We start from the raw sequence: 16695 nt of genomic DNA on the forward strand, positions 1-16695 counted from the left end.
TGGCGACGACGCGAGCGCTTCGCGCGGCGATCGCGACATGCTTCGAACCGGGCCGAACCGATCTCGGCGCCGTTTCGCGACGAGGACGAGAACCATGAGTATTCCCGGCCGCGCGCTTTCCGTCCTCGCCCTGGTCCTGGCCTTCGCGTCCCCGAGCCCCGCCCAAGACGCGGAGGACGCGTATCGGATCCGCGCCTCGATCTATGCCGGCAAGGCACTCGTGACGGCCGCGAGCTGGGTCGGCGTGAAGAACCGGCGAACAACCGTCAAGCAGACCTTCACCACGCCCTACCGAAGCGCCGTCGCCCTGAGCGAGGCCGGCCGATCGGCCGACGGCACGCTGGACGGAGAGGTCACGATGATGGTCCGCCCGTTCGAGCACGCTGGCGGGCTCTGCCTCGACGTCGAGATCAGCAGCCATACGGTCAGCCAGCTCCATCACTACCGAAGCGAATCCCTGCTCGAAATCCTGCCGGGCGGCGGCGGATATGGGGCCGGCGGCGACTACTGCGACTACGAGGAGACCGCCGAGGGCCTGCTCTTCAACCTCTCCCACGGCGACGAGGAGGACTATGGAGAGATTCTCGTGAGGCCGGAGACGCCGGTGCGGGAGGACGGATGACGCCGCGATCAGCCGCGAGACGGTTCGGCGGATGAGAGCGTTCTGGGACGATTGCGGCCGCGGGCTGGATTCCACGGCTGCCCGGCCGGTCGACCTCGGCGAGGCGCAGCGGATCTGGTCCGATCTGTCCGGGGTGCAGGGCAACTACCTCGGCCTGATCGACGACGAGGACCGGACGATCCAGTTCTGCTTCTTGTCGGGCATCCCCGACGACGTGGACGATGCACGGCATCTGAGGATCGTCCTGGTCGACATTCCACGGCCGGAGGGCGGCGGTTCCTACGCCGGCGAGATCGCGATCGGCGACGTCCACCGCCTGATCGAGCAGGCCTTCGCCGTCGGGGCGGACCACCGCCGATTCGGCGGCCTCACCTTCGCCGCGTGGAACAGCGACCCTGCGGCCGGATGATCGGCTGGCGTCCACGCAGGCTCCGCCGTGTTCCCCGGCGCGGCGCACCCCGTCTCGGCCGGACGGGAGAATGACCGAATGGATGCCCGAGCGAGCCGACGCCCGCAGCAATCCGGCCGTCATCGATTGAGCACATTCGATTTGCATGCCAGTGATGGCGGCTCCAGGAGTGCGCATCCCTGCGGCTCCAAATCCGGATAGCTCATTTGTCAGTACATAAGGCCGCGGCGAGCCGCAGCTTCGAACGTCCCGCCGTGGATCTCGACGAGGTCACGATCCGCCGCTTGTCACGCCATTGCCTGCGCTTTCGCGATCCGGACGACCGGGCCGCCTGGTTCCAGTTCGGCACGACCCTGGCCCTCTTCCTCGCCGCGGCGGGGCTCATGCTCTTCGGGGCGGCGACCGGCAACTACGCCCTCCTGGCGCTGTTTCTTCCCGCGGGCGGGCTTCTCGTCCGCTTGTTCGGGGTGCAGCACGACTGCGGCCACAATTCCTTCTTCACGTCCCGGCGCCTCAACCGGTCCGTCGGACGCTTCCTCAGCCTCTTCACACTCACGCCCTTCGGCTACTGGAGCCGATCGCACGCGGTTCACCACACGACCGCCGGCGACCTCGGGCGGCGCGGGATCGGCGACGTCGACACGGTGACCATCGACGAGTACCGCCGGATGACGCCGGCCGCTCGGCGCCGCTATCGCCTCTACCGCAATCCGCTGCTGCTCCACGTGGTCGGGCCGCCGGTGTACTTCATCCTGTTCCAGCGCTCGCCCTTCGGGCAGTCGCTCCCGTTCAGGGACGCCTGGCGGAGCATCATGGGGCTGAACCTTGCCCTTCTTCTCGTCTATGGCGGGCTGATCGCCGCCTTCGGCGCCTCGGTCGTCGCCCTCGCGATCCTGCCGACCGCCTTTGTCGCATCCTGGGTCGGAGGCTGGCTCTTCTTCGTGCAGCATCAGTTCGAAGACACGCACTGGGAGGAGTCGGAGGACTGGAGCATGCAGCGCGCCGCGCTCATCGGCAGCTCCTACTACGTCATGCCGAAGGTCCTGCAGTGGTTCACCGGCAATATCGGGCTCCATCACATCCACCACCTGAACTGCCGGATCCCGAACTATCGCCTGCAGGCCTGTCTCGACGGCGAGCCGATGCTGGGCAACCTGTCCCGGCTCTCCCTTCGCGACAGCTTCCGATGCATCGGGTTGGCCCTGTGGGATCCCGCGGCGCGCAAGCTCGTGGCGTTCTGACCGATTTTGACCCACAGGCTTGGCAGGCGGAAACCGCCGACGATCCGCACGCTGGTGTACTGAATGGCCGCGCAAGACCCAGAGCGTATCGTCGTGACCGGCATGGGGGTCGTCTCGCCCCTGGGCGTCGGCGTCGAGCCCGTTTGGAGCCGTCTCGTCGCCGGCGGGTCGGGCATCCGCCGCCTCGACGATGACGCCGTCGTCGGCATCGGGTCCCGGATCGCGGGCGTCGTTCCCGGCCGGGACGAGGACGCGCACGGCTTCGACCTCGACGGCCTCGTGCCGTTCAAGGACCGCAAGAAGATGGATCGCTTCATCCACTTCGCGCTCGACGCCGCCGGCCAGGCCATCGCGCAGGCCGGCTGGACGCCGGACGACGGCGGGCGGGAGCGCACCGCGACGATCGTCGCCTCCGGCATCGGCGGCTTCCATTCCATGCTGGACGCCGTGACCACGGTCCAGACGCGCGGGCCCGGGCGCTTGTCGCCCTTCACCGTGTCCTCCTTCCTCGTCAATCTCGCCGCCGGCCAGATCTCGATCCGCCACGGCTTCAAGGGGCCGCTGGGCGCGCCGGTCACGGCCTGCGCGGCCAGCGTCCAGGCCATCGGGGACGGGATGCGGCTGATCCGCAGCGGCGAAGCCGACGTCGTTCTGTGCGGCGGGGCGGAGGCCTGCATCAGCCGCGTGACGCTGGCGAGCTTCGGCGCCGCCCGGGCCCTCTCGACCGGCTTCAACGACAGTCCCCGATCGGCCTCGCGCCCGTTCGACCGGAGCCGGGATGGCTTCGTCATGAGCGAGGGGGCGGGCATGCTGGTGCTCGAGAGCCTGCGGCACGCGCTCGATCGGGGCGCGACGCCGCTGGGCGAGATCTGCGGCTACGGCACCACGGCCGATGCGCACCATCCTACCGCCGCGCGGGCGGACGGGAACGGCGCCCAGCGAGCGATGCGCCTCGCCCTGTCCATGGCGCGCCTGCCGCCGGATGCGGTCGACTACATCAACGCCCACGCGACCTCGACGCCGATCGGGGATGCCAGCGAGCTCGCCGCCATCAAGGCCGTCTTCGCCGGCGCACCCGGCCCGGCCATCTCCTCGACCAAGTCGTCGAGCGGCCATCTTCTCGGCGCGGCCGGCGTGTTCGAGGTGATCGTGACGCTTCTGGCGCTGCGGGACGGGACGCTTCCCCCGAACCTGAACCTCGAGGACCCCGACGAGGTGGCCGAAGGGCTCGACCTGATCGGCCCGACGGCGCGCCGCTCCGGCGCCGACGTGGCCCTGTCCAACGCCTTCGGCTTCGGCGGCGTCAATGCCTCCGTCGTCCTGAAGCGCTGGTCCGGCGCCTGACGCGATCGGGCCGCTGGGCCGAGCCCTTGGGACGGCCGCAGGAGCGCGCCGTTTACCCGGCCGGCGCCGCGTCGGCGCGCCGCTGCGAGGCGTGGGACACGGCGAAGATGGCGAGACCGAGGAGGCCGAGACCGGCTCCGACCCATCCCGTCGAGGCGTAGCCGTAGCCGGCCGAGATGGCGAGGCCGCCGAGCCAGGCGCCCGCGGCATTGGCGATGTTGAAGGCCGAGTGCATCGAGGCCGCCGCCAGGGTCTGGGCCTCGCCGGCGACGTCCATCAGCCGGGTCTGGACGGCCGGCGCCAGGGCGACGCCGAAGCCGATCAGGAACACGCCGAGGCACAGGAGGGCCGGGTGCTGCGCGGTCAGCGCGAAGGCGGCGAGCACGGCGATGTTGAAGCTCATCATGCCGCCCAGCGTCTTCATCAGCGCCCGGTCGGCGGCCCAGGCGCCGAGGATGTTGCCCGCGATCATGCCCGTGCCGAAGATCGCGAGGATCACGGGAACGAAGGTCTCGGGCAGGCCGGCGACCTGCGTCGTCGTGGCGGCGATGTAGCTGAACACCGCGAACATGCCGCCGAAGCCGACCGCGGCGAAGGCGAAGGTCAGCCAGATCTGCGGGCGCATCAGCGCGCCGAGCTCCTTGCGCGCGCTGGCGCCTTCCCGGACTCGGTCGCGCGGCAGCGTCAGCCAGAGGAGGAGCACCGCGAGGAGGCCGATGCCGCCGACGAGGACGAACAGGGAGCGCCAGCCGAACTGCTGGCCGAGCCAGGTCGCCATCGGCGTGCCGACGAGTGTCGCGACCGTCAGGCCGAGCATGACCCGGCCGATCGATTGGGCACGCTGGCCGGGCGCGGCCACCGAGGCGGCGACGAGGGCGGCGACGCCGAAATACGCGCCGTGCGGCAGGCCGGAGACGAAGCGCAGAAAACCGAGCGTGACGGGATCCGGCGCGACGGCGCTCGCGAGGTTGCCGGCGCCGAAACCCAGCATCAGAAGAAGAAGGAGCGCGCGGCGGGGAAGCTTCGCGCCGAGAAGCGCGATGAGCGGCGCCCCGACGACGACTCCGAGCGCGTAGGCGCTGATCAGATGCCCCGCATCGGGCAGGGAGATCCGCAGGCCGAGGGCGATGTCGGGCAGAAGTCCCATGATCGCGAACTCGCCCGTGCCGATGCCGAAACTGCCGAGAGCCAGGGCGAGGATGATCAGGGCGGCCGGGCGCGAAGCCTCGGTCGGCGCGTCGAGACCGTCGGCCGGCGCGTGGTCGAGGGCGGCTTCGGTCATGGACGGATCATCTCGTCGGCTCTTCGCAGGTGCGAAGAAGCTAAACCACGTGTCGACGCCCGCCTCCAGCCTCGGAATCGAGAACAATGGGTCGCGGAAAGCGGAGCCGGTCCGGCTCGAACCGCGCCGGTCCTCCGGAACTGCCTGGGTCCGCGCCCTTCCAATCTCGGCAGGACGGTCGGCGCGGGATGCTCGGACCGGTCGCGGGGACGTCGGCGTGTCTACCGATTTGGCGCAGCGGATCGACGCCCATCCGCACGCCGACCCCATGGGAAGCTCCGGCCCGTTGACCTATGACGTGATGTCCGTTCGCCGCCCGAGGCGTTGGACGGTGAGGGAGATGGTTTATCGATGACGGCCCGCAGGAGCGTGAACCGCAATATCGTCGTCCTGACCCTGGCGCAGGCTCTCGGCGCGGCGGGTCCCCCGATCGTCTTCTCGCTTGGCGGGCTCGTCGGACAACGCTTGTCCGAGGACCCGGCCCTGATCACCTTGCCCGTCAGCCTCTTCAATCTCGGGCTGGCGCTCGGCACGCTTCCGGCCGGCGCGCTCGTTCGCCGGGGCGGCCGGCGAAACGCCTACCTCCTCGGCGCGCTGCTCGGCGTGGCTGGAGGCTGCCTTGCGGCCGCCGGCATCATCCTGGAATCCTTCGCCGCCTTCTGCCTCGGCACGTTCGCGTCCGGCGCCTATGCGGCTTTCGTTCAAAGCTACCGCTTCGCGGCGGCCGACGGGCTCGAGGAACCGCAGCGAGCCAAGGCGATCTCGTTCGTCATGGTCGGCGGCCTTCTCGCCGCCGTGATCGGGCCGCAGATCGTCATCTGGACGAAGGGCGCGGTGGAAGGCGCCCCGTTCGCCGGGAGCTTCCTCGGCCAGGCGGCGCTCGGCCTTCTCGCTCTTCCGGTCCTGCTTCTGCTGCGCCAGCCCGCGGCGGAACGATCGGGGCCGCGCGGGGAGGGGCGCTCCCTGGGCGCGTTCCTCCGAATGCCGCGCTACATCCTCGCGGTCGGGGCCGGGGTCGTGTCCTACGGCCTGATGACCTTTGTCATGACGGCGGCGCCCATCGCCATGGTCGGCCATGGGCACTCGGTGGATCACGCGGCCCTGGGCATCCAGTGGCACGTGCTCGCCATGTTCGGGCCCAGCTTCTTCACCGGTCAGTTGATCGCCCGCTTCGGGAAGGAGACGATCACCGCCGCCGGGCTGCTTCTGATCGCCGGCTCGGCGGTGCTCGCCCTAACGGGCCTCGGCTTGCACACCTTCTGGGGCTCGCTCATCCTTCTCGGCCTCGGCTGGAACTTCGGCTTCATCGGCGCCACGGCGATGATCACCGATTGCCACTCGCCGGCCGAACGCGGGGTCGCTCAGGGCGCCAACGACTTCATCGTTTTCGGCCTCGTCGCCGCGGCATCCTTCTTCTCGGGCTCTCTTCTGCACAGCTCGGGCTGGAGCATGGTCAACTGGGTGGTCTTCCCGGCCGTGGCCCTGGTCGTGGTCCCGCTGCTCTGGCGCATCGGCTCGGCCGGATCGGCCCCGACGCTGGTCAGCCGAACGAAACCCTGATCGGCCTTCGAAACCCGAGCCACGACAGGACGCCCGCACGTCGTCGAAGCCTCACCGAACTCGGCCTGTGCCCGTTCGAAAGCGCTCCCCTGCCAAGGGAGCGTCCGGGAGCTTTCGGCAAGGACTTGAACGGAGCGCCCGTCCTACTGCGAGGTGGCGGCAGGCCCTGCCGTCGTGTTGGCGCTGCTTCCGGGGGCCCCGCCCTGGCCGGCCGTTCCGGCGACCTGCGTCAGGGAGAAGACGACCAAGCCAACCATGGCGATGATCAGCGCTGCCACGCAGATCAGAAACACGATGCGCCTCGAGGGCGCAAATCGGCCGGCGGTGTCGCGTGGGTCGTGGCTCGGCGCCGGCATCGCATGTTTCTCCCTGTCCGCAGAGCCACTTGGGGCGCGCGGCGGGCAGCGCAACCCGCGGATCGGGACAGTCCGGAAACCATGACGACGAGCCCCCGGCCGTCCGATGCAGGTTTCCTCCTATTCAAGATCGACATGCGTTGGCGCGAAAACGGCCTCTTCCTTCGCCCCCGTGACGGCCCCCACCATCGTCCGGCTCCGGCCGACAGCCGCCTTGAGCCAGCATTGCTTCGTTTGCGGCACGAAGGTGAAGGCCGCGCAGGCCGCTTCGTTCACGCAGGCCAGGCGGCAGTCGAACTCGGTGAAGGCATCAGGCTGCGGCCGACGCGACAGGTCGTGGCCGGGAATGTCCACGTTCCGGTAGATGCCGGTGTTCGGGTCGATCGCGCCGAAGGAGTAGGTGATGGCATCCGGCTCCATGCGGCTGAGAAGCCGGCTGGAGATCGCCGCCGAGTTCCCGTCCAACTGCCCCTGGCTGCTCTTCAGGAAGCAGTTCGGCCCGCGGTGCATGGGCGTCATCGTGTTGAACGTGAAGGCCCTGCAGCTCGCATCGGTGACGCAGGCGATGGCGCAGGCGGGCGCGTCTGCGACCGAGGTCATTCCGATGTCCCGCCCGACGAAGTCCAGCCCTCGATAGAGCGCCATGCGATCGGGCCGCGCAGGATCGCTGTCGATAGTCGAAGACGGGGGCGACGAGAGCGATGCCGAAGCGCTGGGTGGTTCCGCCGGCCCGCTGTCCGGAGCGGCCGGCGCGAGGGGCGCGGCTCTCGAGGGTGCCCAGGCGCTTGCTCCGGCCTCGTCGTCTTCCCCGGTCGTCACCTGGTATCGCCGCATCTCGGCAGCGGTGAGGTAGCGCATATCGCCGCTGTCGATGGTCAGGCTGAGCTGCAGGAGGCCGGGATCGACGCCCATCTCCGTCATGTAACCCATGAGGTCGGCGGTGCCGGCCTGAATGGCGGAGACCGCCTCGGCCGTGCTCATGCCGGTCGTCGGCGCGAGGGAGGACTGATGAACGCCGATAGCGCCCGTCTGCGCGAAGCGGTTCACGCCGCCGAGAAAAGCCAGAGCGCAGGCGGAGGCGCAATCAGCTTGCCTGATCTGTAGCGTGGACAGGCCGAGGGCGCGGATCATGCGTCCGAAGCGTTTTGCCGCATCGACGTTGCTGCCCGGCGAATGGAAGGTGACGAGCGTGGCGCCCGTTTCCCGGGCTTTCTCCACCAGGCGCGTCGCGTCATCCTCGAAGACGAACTCGCCCTGCACCACGAGAACAGGTGGGCCGTCGCTCATGGGCATCGCATCCACCGTCACGGCCCGCGCCGGCAGGCTCGCGAGCATCATGGCGGCTGCGATGAGGAGACGTGACCACGAAGGCATGAAGGAGACTCCCGACGGCTACGATGCCGCCTGGCGGTCATAGTTGCCGGAACCGCTGGTCCTGCCAACAGGCTTGCGTGCCGTAGGGTGAATCTCCGCGCAGCCGCCGAGGCCGCTCGCCCTTTCGAGAGATGCGCGTATGGCTCTAACTGCTGCCGACGCAGCCGCGAAAATCGTCGAGCGCCTGTTTGCTGCTCCGGTACGCCGATCATGGAAGCGAGAACCGGCAATATCGGGTGTGCTCTCATGCTCGTTTTTCTGAAGATGTTTCGGCAACAGGGTGGCCACGGCTGGACTGTCAGTCGCCGCCACCGCCGCCGTCACCACCATCACCACCATCCGCCCCGTTGTCGCAACTGGCAGAGTTGTCGCCGCTCTCGCCGCTTCCATAGCTGTCGCCGTTTCGGCGAGGCCTTCTCCGTTCGGGCCGCCTTCGAAGCAGCATCCACAGGACCGCGGCCGAAGCGGCGATGACGAGGGCCAGGGGGAGCGGATCGATCCCGATCACGGCTCAGTAGACCTCGACGTGGATGTAGTCGCCGACGCTTCCGCGGCCCCAGACTTCGACCCGGACCACCGCGCCCCCATCCACGATCGCACGCGCGGCAGCCGGCGCCATCCGGCCGGCCGAGAGCATGCCCTCCAGCGCGGCCCGGTTGCCTTGGGATGCGAAGAAGGCATCGCCCTGGTCGCCGCGCTGGCGCAGGCCGTAGGCGTGGACGTTCGCCCGGTCCTGGCGCAGGATCGCCGCCGGCCGCGTCAGGCGCACGCCGCTCGAATTGAACAGGTCGTCGTGCCCGATATACGCCGTATAGGCTTCCAGAAGAGCTGGCTGGCGGCTGCGGGGCGCCATGACGACGTCGGCCTGGGCGAGGGCCTCAGATCCGGTCGCGAGGGTCAGCAGCGCGACGAGGGCGGGGCGGGTGAAGCGCATGGTTCCTCCTGTTTGGAGGAGCCTGCCATTGGTCGGGAAAGGAGGGAAGCAGGGGCCCAACCGACGGCGGCGATAGAACACACGGTGGAGGCCGTGGAGGTCGCCGACGAAACAGGCCGGCAGGTCGATGCCGCTCACGGCCGAGACGTTTCAGTCGCTCCGGTCCCTTCAACCGATCGATCGGGCGCCTTGTCATCCTGGCCTGGGTTCGTCCCTGCAAGAACGGGTCACAAGGCGTTCTTGAGGTCCACGATCGGCGGATTTGTGAGCGTCGGCGGCGGGTTCCGTCCGGCTTGGCCGGCGGGCGCGATCACCGAGACGCGAACCTCGCCGTCGGTGACATAGCGGTCGCCTTCGCCGTTGCGCCCGTCGAGCGTCGGACCGACGCCGCTGATCTCGTAGGTCTGGATGATCCGCCCGGTCCGCGCGAGATCGGCCGAGAGAGCGTCGCGCATCGCGTCGACGTTCGGGTCGATCGCGTGGGTGACGGCGCCGGTGTAGTGGCTGAAGCCGACGCCGACGTCGAAGGAGGCCGATCCGAGCCAAACGGAGCGCCCTTCCGCGCCCGAAGGCAGGACATTCCAGAAGCGCACGTGCTGGCGCCGGTCGGCGCTGGTGCCGACCGCCTTCTCGAAGGCGAGATCCTGCTGCCGGCCCTGATAAAACAGCGGGCTGACGGGCGCTTGCGGATAAGGACGGTCGAGGACGACGCTGCCGACGATGTCGACGCTCGTGCGAAGCGTCACGGGATCGGCCGGAAACCAGCCGGCCCGCGTCATCGCGGCGACGAGCTCCTCCCGAGAGCCGACGATCCCGACGTTCAAGGGGTCGCCCGCCAATCCTTGCGCCGTCCGCGTGACCATCTCGAAGCCCGCGAGCGCTTGCTGGTGTTCGTAGTGCCGCAGGGCGAAGGGCAGGACGAGATAGGCAGCGAGAGCCCAGGCGGACGAGACGGCCAGGGCGGCAAGAACGACGCGGCGCAACCATCGCGGCCGCGGAGCGTCGCTCGTCCTCGTGTGCGTCTCGGCCGACATCCGCCTCGCTCCTGAGACGAGCATGAGAGCGCCGGCGAGCAGCGCCTAGCCACTGCTCGTAGCCTATCCACCGGTTTCGGCATCGTCAAAGGCGGATCGGTTGACGTCGACGCGTGGGGATAGACGAAGCGATGCCGACGGCGGATCGGCATCGACGGGAGTCTCGCAAGGGAAAGGCCCCGGTCTCCTGGCACGACGGCTCCAAGGAACGCTGCCCGTCGTGTTGCTTATATGTCCAAGGGGATTTCCTGGAGATCCTCGAGCGGCGCCACGATGCGACAGCAGACGCCGTCCAGAGCGTAGTCGATCGTCGAGGACGCACCGTTCCCGCTCGACAGGCCCATCCCGATCAAGCGCGTTCCGAAGCTGCTCTGCTTGGGCGGCGAAACGGGCGGGCCGCCGACCTCCCGCCATTCGAACACGAGCAAGGCGTGGCCGTCCTCCAAGCGCCGCTCGGTTGTCCAGGCGATGTGGACCTGGCCCGCGGCGGCCGAGAGGGCGCCGTACTTCACCGCGTTGGTGGAGAGCTCATGGCAGATCAGCGACAGCGTCAGCGCCGCCCGCGGGCCGATCGTCACCTCGGGGCCGCGCATGTCGATGCGGCCGTCCTGATCGTGGGGCCTCGTCGCGGAGCGGATGATGTCGCCGACCGACGTCGCCTCGCTGCGCCCGGTCAGAAGAAGGTCGTGGGCGCTCGAGAGGGCCTGGATGCGGTCGGTGAGGATCTGCCGGGCCGATGCCACGTCCGGCGCGGTGCGCAGGGTCTGCGTCACGATCGCCGAAACGAGCGCCAGCGTGTTCTTCAGCCGGTGGCTGATCTCGTGGTTGAGGACCCCCTGCTGCTGCTCGGCGCGCTTGCGCTCGCTGACGTCGTTGAAGAAGATGGCGATCTTCCGCTCCGCCGGATCGCCGATGCGAATGGCGCGCACGTCGAACCAGCGGTCGAACGTGTTGGCGTAGTTCTCGAAGCTGGCGGGCTCCCCCGTCGCGGCCACGCGCCCGTAGGTCTCGAACCAGAAGCGCTCGAGGTTCGGCGCGTATTCGGTGACCCACTTGCCGCGAAGGTCGACGCCGGACTGCTTGACGAAGGCGGGGTTGGCCTCGACGAAGCGGTAGTCGACCGGCTGGTCGTCGGCGTCGAAGCGCACCTCGAGGATGGCGAAGGCCGTGTCGACCGCATCCAGGATGGTCCGGAAGCGCTCCTCGCTCGCTCGCAGACGCTCGCCGGCCTGATGCTCGGCCGTGCGGTCGCGCAGGATCTTCACGAAGCCCCGGTGCTCTCCGTCGTCGCCGAAGAGCGGCATCATGTTTCCGCTGGCGTAGAAGCGCTCGCCATCCTTCCTGATGTGCCAGCGCTCGTCGACGGCGTGCCCGTCGCGCAGCGCCAGCGCCATCTCGATCCGCGGCCGGTCGATCGTCGAGTCCTCGGGCGTGAAGAAGCGGGATGCGTCGCTGCCGCGCATCTCCTCGGCGCTCCAGCCGAAGATGCGCTCGGCGCCGGTGTTCCACTCGGCGACGGTGCCGCCGCGGTCCATGACGATCACGGCGAACTCGGTGATGCTCTCGAACGTCTCGCGATAGCGGCGGTCGGCTTCGCGTAGGGCTCGTTGCGACCGCACCTCGGCGACGTCGCCGAAGGCCGAGGCGACGAGCCCGGCCAGCATCTGCGTCATGACGACGTCGCGCGGCGAGAAGGCGTCGGGCCGGCCCGACTGCACCTTCAACACGCCGATCGGCTCGCCCCGGCGCGTGACCGGCACGGTGATCATCGAACGGATGCCGAGGGTGCGCACGAGGTGCTGGTCAAGGTCCGGATCGGCCCAGGTGTCGGTGCACAGAAACGGCCGCTCCTCGCGCAGCGCGCGTCCCGACAGGCTGGTCGCCACCGGCAGGCGCCTCCCCTTGTGCGGGACGAGGCTGCCGGCCACCGTCTCGTAGACGAGTTCCTCGCCGTGACGCAGCTCGATCACCGCGCCGTCGGCGACGTCGATGACGCGCAGTGCACCCTCGGCGATCGCCTGGAAGACGATGCCGAGATCGGCCTCCGCGACGGCCACGGCCTGCTGGGTCGCGATCATCGCTTCGAGGCGGGAGGCTTCCGTCAGCGCCGTGCTCTCGGCTGCCTGATGCTCCGCAAGGGCGCGCCGCAGGTTCAGCTGCGCCATGACCTGGCGCGCCAGGGCCGCGAGGGTGGCCTCCTGCTCCGGCGTCAGTCCGTCCGGCCGCGGCTCCACGTCCAGCACGCAGATCGTGCCGAGGGTGACCCCGTCGGGCGTGGCGAGCGGGGCGCCGGCATAGAACCGCATATGGGGCGGCTCGGTCACGAGCGGGTTGGCGGCCGTTCGCGGATCCGCGGCCAGGTCCGGGATGACGAGCACCTCGCTGCCTCCGATCGCGTGACGGCAGATGGCCGAGCCGATCGGCGTCTCGCAGATGTCGGTGCCCGCGCGGGCCTTGAACCATTGGCGGTCGCGATCAAGCAGCGTGACGAGGGCGATGGGCGTCCCGCAGATCTGGCTGGCGAGCATGACGATGTCGTCGAAGCCTTGCTCGGGCGGCGTGTCGAGGATGTCGTAGCTGCGCAGCGCGGCTAGGCGAAGGCTCTCTCCCGCCGCATCGTTCATCTCGCGCAATGCCTGTGATCCTGATCCGTGCGTCGCTCACGACATACCTCAAACGCAACGGCCGCGCGGGCGCAACAGCTTTCAGCGCCCGGGATCGGCCGGGTCAGGCCGGACGACGGCGCGACGGAGGATTTTCACCGAAACGGTGGCGAAGGCCGTTCCCCAGGTCAAGGAAACGACGACGATCAGCGGGCACGCACTCGAGGAGTCCTCGGAAGCATCGATCCGGGGAGCAGGCCTCCTCTCAAGCGTCCGCCCAGTTGATGGGATCGCGCGCCTTGTGGCCGCACACCAAGCACGTGGCGTAGAGCTCATCCTGCGACCGCATCCGCGGTTTCGCCCAATCGCCGACGGAAGCCTCGGCGTAGCGGCTGACGCTGCACGCTCCCCGGCACATGATCTTCACGAGCCGCTCGGGTCGTGCCCGATGAGCATAAGCAGGTATGGGCACGGGCACTCTCCGCCAAGCGCGATTGCTGCATTGCAGCATGTCACGTTTGGAGCGGGCATTTGGTTCCGTCACAGTGCCGGGAGAGCGCCTCACGGAGCGCGTGCCGAGTGCTCGCAGAGGCCTCCGAAGTGGCCTGTAATGGCTGATGAGCCATGCCGGACTCGCTGTCGGTCATCGACGCGCGGAAAGCCTGGCTGGCCGCTTCGTCCTCACCGCAGCGAGCGCCAGCAGAGGATGGCGCGTAGCGTCGAAGCAAAGTGAGGATCGAAGCGAGGACCAGGAATGCGGCCAAGCAAAAGCCGCAATGATCTAAATTGCTTGGAAGGTGCAAATGGTGGAGCTGAGGGGGATCGAACCCCTGACCTCGTCATTGCGAACGACGCGCTCTCCCAGCTGAGCTACAGCCCCGTCCACCGCTTGCGAGCGGCATTTAGTGCGGGGGCGGGATGCCTGTCAACACGCCATTTCGCGCGAGCCTTCATTCACTCTGATCGGACGAGGATCCCCGGCCTTTCTTGTTCTCGCGCCCGGTCATGGCTACATGCGAACGAGCCCCGCCATGCGCTTCAGGAAGGAACGCCCCGCTCCATGCTCGCCGTCATCCAGGTCATCCTTCTCGCGCTCGACATCCTCTGGTGGATCGTCATCGCCTCGGCGATCCTGTCCTGGCTCTACGCCTTCAACATCGTCAATTCGGGCAACGCCTTCGTCGATTCGATCGGCACCTTCCTGTACCGCGTGACGGAGCCGCTCTACCGGCCGATCCGGCGCATCCTGCCGGACCTCGGCGGCATCGACCTGTCGCCGATCGTGCTGCTGCTCGGCATCTTCTTCCTCCAGCAGCTCCTGATCCTCTACGTCGCCCCGGCGGTGATCCGCGCGGGCATGTGACGGCAAAGGCGCCGCTCGACCCGCCCTTCCTGCGCCACACAAGCGAGGGCGTCGCGCTCCGGGTGCGCTTGACGCCGAAGGCCGCCCGCGACGGCGTCGACGGGGCGGTGGCGCTGCCGCCGCCCGACGCGGCCGCCCTCGCCATCCGCCTGCGGGCCCGGCCCGTCGAGGGGCAGGCGAACGCCGCGCTCGTCGCCTTTCTCGCCGAGCTCCTCGGCCTGCCGCGCTCGGCCGTTTCCCTGCAGAAGGGGACGGCCTCCCGGATCAAGACCGTGCTGCTGCGCGGCGACCCTGAAGCCCTGGCGCAAGCGCTCGCGGAGCTCGCCCGCTCGCCGCCCCGGACATGACGAAGCCGCCGGTGCGTCGGGCACCGGCGGCTTCGTCAGTTTCAAAGGTCTTGGCTTATCCGCCCGTGCCGTTACGGCCGGGCGAGGTCGCGCTCAGCCGCGGCCGTAGCGAACGACGCGGGAGATCTCGGCGCGGTTCACGCCGATGTCGGCGAGGGCGCGGTCGTCCATCGACTGCAGCTCGCGGATCGAGCGGTGCTGGGAGCGGAGGGTCTGAAGGCCGGAAGTGAAGAAGCGGAACATGGCAGGGGGCGTCCAAAGCGGTCTGATCTGATGCGCCCTATTTATGTGCAGAGCCTGCCTCGAAGTAGTGCAGTCGGCTGCACCCCTGTCGTGCATCCTGCGCATAGCATCATCATTCAAGACTTCAGACTTCGTTCATCCTTCCGCGCTCCATCGCCCGCGAAGCCCGGCTTATAACGGAAAAGAGCGCGGCGACCCGTCGGTCGCCGCGCTCTTTTGCATGCTTCGTTCCGTGCCTAATTTCTAGGCGGTCGGGCTCGTCCGCTCAGTAGGAGCCGGACGGACCGTCGCTTCCCGCCGGGCGGCGGTCCGGCTTCTTCGAGGCCTCGAAGCGCTCGACGGCTTCGCGGATCAGCTGGCGGGCCGTGGACGAGCCGCCCCAGCCGCCGATCTTCACCCACTTGCCAGGCTCCAGGTCCTTGTAGTGCTCGAAGAAGTGCTCGATCTGGCGCAGCGTGATCTCCGGCAGGTCGCCGTACTCGGCCACGCGCTCGTAGCGGCGGGTCAGCTCGGGCGAGGGGACCGCGATGATCTTCTCGTCCTGGCCCTTGTTGTCCTCCATCACGAGGACGCCGATCGGGCGGCAGTTGATCACGCAGCCGGGGAAGAGCGGGCGCGTGTTGCAGATCAGGACGTCGATCGGGTCGCCGTCGTCGGACAGCGTGTGGGGAACGAAGCCGTAGTTCCCGGGATAGGTCATCGGCGTGTAGAGGAAGCGGTCGACGACGAGGCAGCCGGCCTCCTTGTCCATCTCGTACTTGATCGGGTGGCCGCCGACGGGAACCTCGACGATGACGTTGATGTCGTCGGGCGGATTCTTGCCGCGGGCGATGGCGTCGATGCGCATTCCTGAACCTCTCGGGGACTTCCGTTCTCCCGGCAGGCATTAAACCTTGGGCTTGCGCGGTGCAACACGCGCGGCCGGGCAGAAGCTCACGGCCAGAGAAAGGCGATCTTGCGCAGCGTGCGCCCCTCGAAGGTCTCGCAGCCTTCCGCAACGTCGACGCCGCCGGCGTTCTCGTAGAAGCGCAGTGCCGGGGCGTTGTCGGCGAGCGCCCAGACGACGCGCCCCTTGAGGCCGCGCTCGGCCAGGAGCCGCGCCGCCCCGGAATGCAGGCGCCTCCCGAAGCCGATGCCCTGGAATTCCGGCCGGACATAGAGCTCGAAGATCTCGCCCTCGGCCGGCAGGGCGGGCGTCCGGTTGCGCCCGACGGTGGCGTATCCCACCGCCTCGCCGGCATAGTCGAGAATGAGGATCGCGGCGCGGCGCGCGATCGCCCGCCGCCACCAGGCCTCGTCCCGGCGTCCCACCATGGTGCGAAGCGCCCGGTGCGGGATTAGGCCCGCATAGGCGTTGACCCAGGCCGCCTCGTGCGTCTCGGCCAGGGCCGCGGCGTCGGAGGTTTCGGCGGTGCGCAGTTCGGCGGCGATCGTCTTCATGGCCCGTTAACCATGAGCCGGAATTTCCGATCCGTCGAGCCCTCGTGATTTTTCGACGACAGGGAACCGATCGGGCGCAGCCTTTCATCTGCGGCCGAGCACGCCCGTCGCCAGCGACTTCTGGATGCCGACGACGTTGGCGCCCCGCGACAGCTCGCGCTTGAAGGGCTGCGGCTGGCCGGACACGAAGATCGTCAGCTCGCAATCGGCGTCGAAGGTGCCCGCGTTCTCCACGGTGAACATGGTGATCGAGCGGTAGGGGATGGAATGGAACGAGCGCTTGCGCCCGGTCATGCCCTGCTTGTCGACGAAGATCAGCCGGCGGTCGGTGAAGACCACGAGGTCGCGGACGATCGCGAAGGCGACCTCCACCGTCTCGTCGGGGATCAGGACCGGGTCGAGGTCGCGCCGGACCGCCGCGACGTCGACGTCGCTGGCAAGGCCGAGAAGGCCGGACAAGAGTCCCATGATGCGTCCTTCCTGAGACGAGAAGCGATGAGCGCTCAGATGGAGGCGCGGGGGCATCCGCCAAGCGCTTGGCGC

18 protein-coding genes and 1 tRNA gene are annotated in these 16695 nt (G+C 68.7%); 7 read left to right on the top strand and 12 right to left on the bottom strand.

All coding sequences use genetic code 11. The features are described from left to right. Nucleotides 1-94: 94 nt before the first annotated feature. The 4 genes from FZN60_RS07310 to fabF all read left to right on the top strand — a co-directional run bounded on the left by FZN60_RS07310 (nucleotide 95) and on the right by fabF (nucleotide 3616). Nucleotides 95-622, top strand: coding sequence for a hypothetical protein (locus tag FZN60_RS07310; protein WP_158872655.1), 528 nt, complete (start codon nucleotides 95-97; stop codon nucleotides 620-622). 31 nt (nucleotides 623-653) lie between these two features. Beyond that, the gene (locus FZN60_RS07315) at nucleotides 654-1031 is read left to right on the top strand and encodes a hypothetical protein (RefSeq protein WP_158872657.1); all 378 of its coding nucleotides are present in this window, start codon (nucleotides 654-656) and stop codon (nucleotides 1029-1031) included. 254 nt (nucleotides 1032-1285) lie between these two features. Next, nucleotides 1286-2272: a fatty acid desaturase gene (locus tag FZN60_RS07320; RefSeq protein ID WP_246726631.1), complete on the top strand. Its 987-nt coding sequence runs from the start codon at nucleotides 1286-1288 to the stop codon at nucleotides 2270-2272. Nucleotides 2273-2335: 63 nt separating this feature from the next. After that, nucleotides 2336-3616, top strand: a complete 1281-nt coding sequence (gene fabF, locus FZN60_RS07325; protein WP_158872661.1) for a beta-ketoacyl-ACP synthase II — start codon at nucleotides 2336-2338, stop codon at nucleotides 3614-3616. Between the two features lie 52 nt (nucleotides 3617-3668). Here fabF and FZN60_RS07330 read toward each other — a convergent pair whose 3' ends face one another. After that, entirely contained in the window at nucleotides 3669-4898 is a 1230-nt protein-coding gene (locus FZN60_RS07330; protein ID WP_158872663.1) for an MFS transporter, read from the bottom strand. Nucleotides 4899-5249: 351 nt separating this feature from the next. On the opposite strand from FZN60_RS07330, the gene FZN60_RS07335 reads away from it, so the two are divergent. Next, a complete protein-coding gene (locus FZN60_RS07335) occupies nucleotides 5250-6458 on the top strand; it encodes an MFS transporter (RefSeq protein WP_158872665.1) in 1209 nt (402 codons plus the stop codon). Between the two features lie 143 nt (nucleotides 6459-6601). Here FZN60_RS07335 and FZN60_RS07340 read toward each other — a convergent pair whose 3' ends face one another. The 7 genes from FZN60_RS07340 to FZN60_RS07370 all read right to left on the bottom strand — a co-directional run bounded on the left by FZN60_RS07340 (nucleotide 6602) and on the right by FZN60_RS07370 (nucleotide 13639). Further along, nucleotides 6602-6751, bottom strand: coding sequence for a hypothetical protein (locus tag FZN60_RS07340; RefSeq protein ID WP_158872667.1), 150 nt, complete (start codon nucleotides 6749-6751; stop codon nucleotides 6602-6604). Between the two features lie 183 nt (nucleotides 6752-6934). After that, complete coding sequence (locus FZN60_RS07345; protein ID WP_158872669.1) at nucleotides 6935-8188, bottom strand: PAN domain-containing protein; 1254 nt, start codon at nucleotides 8186-8188, stop codon at nucleotides 6935-6937. 18 nt (nucleotides 8189-8206) lie between these two features. Beyond that, entirely contained in the window at nucleotides 8207-8527 is a 321-nt protein-coding gene (locus FZN60_RS28605; RefSeq protein ID WP_199266512.1) for a hypothetical protein, read from the bottom strand. 172 nt (nucleotides 8528-8699) lie between these two features. Continuing rightward, nucleotides 8700-9122: a hypothetical protein gene (locus tag FZN60_RS07355; protein ID WP_246726633.1), complete on the bottom strand. Its 423-nt coding sequence runs from the start codon at nucleotides 9120-9122 to the stop codon at nucleotides 8700-8702. A 227-nt stretch (nucleotides 9123-9349) separates the two neighbouring features. Beyond that, nucleotides 9350-10156, bottom strand: coding sequence for an LssY C-terminal domain-containing protein (locus tag FZN60_RS07360; protein WP_158872671.1), 807 nt, complete (start codon nucleotides 10154-10156; stop codon nucleotides 9350-9352). Nucleotides 10157-10383: 227 nt separating this feature from the next. Continuing rightward, complete coding sequence (locus tag FZN60_RS07365; RefSeq protein ID WP_246726656.1) at nucleotides 10384-12780, bottom strand: GAF domain-containing protein; 2397 nt, start codon at nucleotides 12778-12780, stop codon at nucleotides 10384-10386. A 783-nt stretch (nucleotides 12781-13563) separates the two neighbouring features. Continuing rightward, nucleotides 13564-13639 (bottom strand) — tRNA-Ala (locus FZN60_RS07370). A 180-nt stretch (nucleotides 13640-13819) separates the two neighbouring features. Between FZN60_RS07370 and FZN60_RS07375 the strand changes: the two genes are divergently transcribed. Both FZN60_RS07375 and FZN60_RS07380 read left to right on the top strand, forming a co-directional pair. Continuing rightward, nucleotides 13820-14122 (top strand): YggT family protein, encoded by a 303-nt coding sequence (locus FZN60_RS07375; protein ID WP_158872675.1) that lies wholly within the window; start codon nucleotides 13820-13822, stop codon nucleotides 14120-14122. Next, nucleotides 14119-14469, top strand: coding sequence for a DUF167 domain-containing protein (locus FZN60_RS07380; protein WP_246726635.1), 351 nt, complete (start codon nucleotides 14119-14121; stop codon nucleotides 14467-14469). Before FZN60_RS07375 ends, FZN60_RS07380 begins: the two co-directional genes overlap by 4 nt. A 93-nt stretch (nucleotides 14470-14562) precedes the next feature. Here the strand turns inward: FZN60_RS07380 and FZN60_RS07385 are convergent, their stop codons facing one another. The 4 genes from FZN60_RS07385 to FZN60_RS07400 form a co-directional block, all read right to left on the bottom strand. Next, complete coding sequence (locus FZN60_RS07385) at nucleotides 14563-14712, bottom strand: DUF1127 domain-containing protein (protein WP_158872677.1); 150 nt, start codon at nucleotides 14710-14712, stop codon at nucleotides 14563-14565. 265 nt (nucleotides 14713-14977) lie between these two features. Next, the gene (gene ppa / locus FZN60_RS07390; RefSeq protein ID WP_158872679.1) at nucleotides 14978-15559 is read right to left on the bottom strand and encodes an inorganic diphosphatase; all 582 of its coding nucleotides are present in this window, start codon (nucleotides 15557-15559) and stop codon (nucleotides 14978-14980) included. Between the two features lie 86 nt (nucleotides 15560-15645). After that, on the bottom strand, nucleotides 15646-16152 hold the full coding sequence (locus FZN60_RS07395; protein ID WP_158872681.1) for a GNAT family N-acetyltransferase: 507 nt from the start codon (nucleotides 16150-16152) through the stop codon (nucleotides 15646-15648). Between the two features lie 84 nt (nucleotides 16153-16236). Next, entirely contained in the window at nucleotides 16237-16620 is a 384-nt protein-coding gene (locus FZN60_RS07400) for a PH domain-containing protein (protein WP_158872683.1), read from the bottom strand. Between the last annotated feature and the right edge of the window lie 75 nt (nucleotides 16621-16695).

The organism is Antarcticirhabdus aurantiaca (assembly GCF_009765365.1).
Classification (GTDB): Bacteria; Pseudomonadota; Alphaproteobacteria; order Rhizobiales; family Rhizobiaceae; genus Antarcticirhabdus; species Antarcticirhabdus aurantiaca.

Coding starts and splice junctions, on each gene's coding strand:
- FZN60_RS07330 (WP_158872663.1), bottom strand. CDS start 4,898: ATGACCGAAGCCGCCCTCGACCACGCGCCGGCCGACGGTCTCGACGCG.
- FZN60_RS07355 (WP_246726633.1), bottom strand. CDS start 9,122: ATGCGCTTCACCCGCCCCGCCCTCGTCGCGCTGCTGACCCTCGCGACC.
- FZN60_RS07345 (WP_158872669.1), bottom strand. CDS start 8,188: ATGCCTTCGTGGTCACGTCTCCTCATCGCAGCCGCCATGATGCTCGCG.
- FZN60_RS07335 (WP_158872665.1), top strand. CDS start 5,250: ATGACGGCCCGCAGGAGCGTGAACCGCAATATCGTCGTCCTGACCCTG.
- FZN60_RS28605 (WP_199266512.1), bottom strand. CDS start 8,527: ATGGTGGTGATGGTGGTGACGGCGGCGGTGGCGGCGACTGACAGTCCA.
- FZN60_RS07385 (WP_158872677.1), bottom strand. CDS start 14,712: ATGTTCCGCTTCTTCACTTCCGGCCTTCAGACCCTCCGCTCCCAGCAC.
- FZN60_RS07315 (WP_158872657.1), top strand. CDS start 654: ATGAGAGCGTTCTGGGACGATTGCGGCCGCGGGCTGGATTCCACGGCT.
- FZN60_RS07375 (WP_158872675.1), top strand. CDS start 13,820: ATGCTCGCCGTCATCCAGGTCATCCTTCTCGCGCTCGACATCCTCTGG.
- ppa (WP_158872679.1), bottom strand. CDS start 15,559: ATGCGCATCGACGCCATCGCCCGCGGCAAGAATCCGCCCGACGACATC.
- FZN60_RS07400 (WP_158872683.1), bottom strand. CDS start 16,620: ATGGGACTCTTGTCCGGCCTTCTCGGCCTTGCCAGCGACGTCGACGTC.
- FZN60_RS07360 (WP_158872671.1), bottom strand. CDS start 10,156: ATGTCGGCCGAGACGCACACGAGGACGAGCGACGCTCCGCGGCCGCGA.
- FZN60_RS07310 (WP_158872655.1), top strand. CDS start 95: ATGAGTATTCCCGGCCGCGCGCTTTCCGTCCTCGCCCTGGTCCTGGCC.
- fabF (WP_158872661.1), top strand. CDS start 2,336: ATGGCCGCGCAAGACCCAGAGCGTATCGTCGTGACCGGCATGGGGGTC.
- FZN60_RS07395 (WP_158872681.1), bottom strand. CDS start 16,152: ATGAAGACGATCGCCGCCGAACTGCGCACCGCCGAAACCTCCGACGCC.
- FZN60_RS07365 (WP_246726656.1), bottom strand. CDS start 12,780: ATGAACGATGCGGCGGGAGAGAGCCTTCGCCTAGCCGCGCTGCGCAGC.